The sequence below is a fragment of the Actinomycetota bacterium genome (assembly GCA_035697485.1).
Taxonomy (GTDB): Bacteria; Actinomycetota; UBA4738; order UBA4738; family HRBIN12; genus JAOUEA01.
Map to the genome: position 1 here is coordinate 1 of DASSCU010000027.1, position 3,186 is coordinate 3,186.

General features: G+C 66.7%; 3 protein-coding genes. All 3 read left to right on the top strand.

The genetic code is table 11. The features are described from left to right. Positions 1 to 1,014: substrate-binding domain-containing protein (locus tag VFI59_08360; protein HET6713707.1), on the top strand; the 1,014-nt coding region annotated here is incomplete at its 5' end. Between the two features lie 88 nt (positions 1,015 to 1,102). Further along, positions 1,103 to 2,425 carry a sugar ABC transporter permease gene (locus VFI59_08365; protein ID HET6713708.1) on the top strand — a complete coding sequence of 441 codons (1,323 nt, stop codon included), beginning with the start codon at positions 1,103 to 1,105 and terminating at the stop codon, positions 2,423 to 2,425. Further along, on the top strand, positions 2,426 to 3,186 hold a 761-nt coding region (locus VFI59_08370), incomplete at its 3' end, for an ATP-binding cassette domain-containing protein (protein ID HET6713709.1).

The following is a 3,186-nucleotide window of genomic DNA, read 5'->3' on the forward strand; positions in this document are numbered from 1 at the left end:
GGCGAGGAGGATCTCGTCGTCGGCATCTCCTGGACCAACTACGCTCAGCCCCGCTGGGCAAAGGCAGATGGGCCGGCGATCATCGAGGCGGTCGAGGCCGCCGGCGGAACGGTGATCGAGACCGACGCCAACGACTCGTCGGAGCAGCAGCTCGCGGACGTCGACAGCCTGATCAACCAGGGTGCCGATGTGCTGATCCTCCTCGCGAAGGACGCCGAAGCGATCCTGCCGGCAGTTACGAGGGCGACGGAGGCGGGCATCCCCGTGATCGGGTATGACCGGCTGATCGAGGACGAGAACGCGTTCTACATCACGTTCAACAACGAGCAGGTCGGAACGATCATGGCGGAGGAGATCACCGCCGTGGTGCCCGAGGGCAACTACGCGATCGTCAAGGGGCACTCCGCCGACCCGAACGCCGACTTCCTGCGCGGAGGGATGACCCCGATCCTCGATCAGTTCCCGGGCATCGACATCGTCTGTGAGGACTACAACGACGACTGGGCCACGGAGAACGCGCTCGCCATGATGGAGGCCTGCTTGGCCGCGAACAACAATGAGATCGACGGGGTCATCTCCGAGAACGACAGCATGGCGACCGGTGTCGTCGCCGCGCTCGACGCGGTGGGTCTCGCGGGGACCGTGCCCGTCACAGGCCAGGACGGTGACGACCCCGCGCTGAACCGGGTGGCGCTCGGTACCCAGTTGGTGTCGGTGTGGAAGGACGCGTTCGCGCTCGGGCAGACTGCGGGTGAGGTCGCGGTGCAGCTGGCAGATGGCGTCGCCCTCGAAGACATCGTGGCACCGGACGATCTCCAGGACCACGTGGCGCCCGAGGCGGGCGTCGAGGCGCAGCCGTTCACGACGCCCGGCGGGATCGAGGTGCAGTCGATCGTCCTCAAGCCGACCCCGATCACCCGGGACAACCTGAACCTCGTGATCGACCTTGGCTGGGTGACAGAGGACATCGTGTGCGCCGGGGTCGAGCCCGGGACGGTGGATGTCTGCGGGTAACGGACCTTCGCCTGGATTCGACCGTGTGCCCTGCGTCGGGTAGCCTCGGCGCAGGGCGCACGTGTGCGGCCGATCGTGGAGTGGGCCCATGACCCAGGTCTCTGACGCCCCCGATACCACCCTCACAAAGGTCGAGAGGGAGGGGGGTCCTCGGCGGTTCGGTCGCCTCCTCGGCGATCTGGAGATCGATTTCCGCGTCTTCGGGATGGTGCTCGCCCTCGCCGTGATCCTCATCGGCTTCGGCATCAAGACCAACGGCAGGTTCCTCGAACCGGTCAACCTCGTGAACCTGGCCGTGCAGTCCGTATCCATCGCGATCATCGCGACCGGGATGACCCTGATCATCGTCTCGCGCAACATCGATCTGTCGGTCGGATCGATCGTGGGCGTGGTGGCCATGACCTACGCCCAGCTGATGCACAACGTCCTCCCCGGGTGGATCGGCTTCGACCATCCGCTCATGTGGATCATCGCGCTGGCTGCGGGTATCGCGCTCGGCGCTGCGATCGGCGGACTGCAGGGGTTCATCATCGCGTACATCGGGGTCCCCTCGTTCGTCGTCACCCTCGGGGGCCTGCTCGCCTTCCGCGGCGCCACGTGGGCGGTCACCAAGGGCGTGACCATCTCGCCCGTCGATCCCACGTTCCGGCTGCTCGGCGGCGGTCCCGAGGGTTCGATCGGCGGGACGCTGAGCTGGGTACTCGGCGTCGTGCTCTGCGCCGCGATCGTCGTCTTCGTCGTGTTGAACCGGCGGCAACGGCGGAGGTTCGGCTTCCCGCTACGCCCGATGTGGGCGGAGACCATGGTCGCGGGCTTCGGCTGCGCCGCCGTTCTGGGCTTGATCTGGATCTTCAACGCCTACAAGTGGCCGGAGGCGCTGGCCGAGCGGCACGCCGAGGAGACCGGCACCACGATCCCCGCAGGCGGACTCCCGGCGGGTGTCCCGTGGCCCGTGATCGTCCTCATCGGCGTCATCATCGTGATGACCTTCCTCGCGACCCGCCGGCGGTTCGGTCGGTACGTTTATGCGATCGGCGGCAACCCGGAGGCCACGGAGCTCGCCGGCATCAACACGAAATGGACGATCATGAAGACCTTCATCTTGATGGGGGTGCTCTGTGCCATCAGCGCCGCGATCGCCACCGCTCGGCTCGACGGCGCCACCCTCGATCTCGGTGAGGGATACGAGCTCTACGTGATCGCGGCGGCGGTGATCGGCGGCACGTCGTTCGCGGGCGGGATCGGGACGATCCCGGGAGCCGTCCTGGGCGCGCTGGTGATGTCGTCACTCGCCTACGGCTTGAGCTTCATCGGCCTGTCCGCGCCGATCCAGGACATCGTCGCCGGCATCGTCCTGGTCGCCGCGGTGGCCTTCGACACCATCAACCGCCGTCGGAAGGTGAGGGGCTAGATGAGCGACGCCGTGCCCGAGCGCGTGCCCCTCGCGGAGCTGCGTGACATCCGAGTCGCCTTCGGCGGCGTCCACGCTGTCGACGGCGTCACGGTCGACCTGTACCCGGGCGAGGTCGTCGGCCTGGTCGGCGGCAACGGCGCCGGCAAGACGACGCTCATCAAGACCCTCTCGGGGGCGCAACCGGCCGACTCGGGGGAGATCTTCATCGACGGCGAGCCGGTGACGATCGCGAGCCCGAGGGACGCGAAAGCCCTCGGGATCGAGACGATCTACCAGACGCTGGCGCTTGCGGACAACATCGATGCCCCCGGGAACGTGTTCCTCGGACGGGAGGTGACGACACGTTTCGGGAACCTCGACGACAGCGCCATGGAGGATGCGACTCGGAAGTTGATGAACCGGCTCAACCCGAAGTTCAAGACGTTCGTCGTTCCGGTTCAGTCGCTCTCGGGCGGCCAGCGACAATCCGTGGCGATCGCCCGAGCCGTCCACTTCAATGCCCGGATCCTGATCATGGACGAGCCGACCGCGGCCCTTGGCCCCGCGGAGACCAAGCAGGTCACCGAGCTGGTGAAGCAGCTGCAGCAGGAAGGTATCGGCATCTTCCTCATCAGCCACGACATCCACGACGTGTACGACCTGGCCGACCGGATCAGCGTCATGCTGCAGGGGAAGCTCGTCGGGACGGTCGACAAAGCTGACGTGACCGTGGACGAGGTTCTGGCCATGATCATCTTGGGGAAGAAGCCGGGCGAGGT

Excerpts from the sequence above, each read along its gene's own strand:
- VFI59_08365 (HET6713708.1), top strand. The coding sequence starts at position 1,103 with ATGACCCAGGTCTCTGACGCCCCCGATACCACCCTCACAAAGGTCGAG.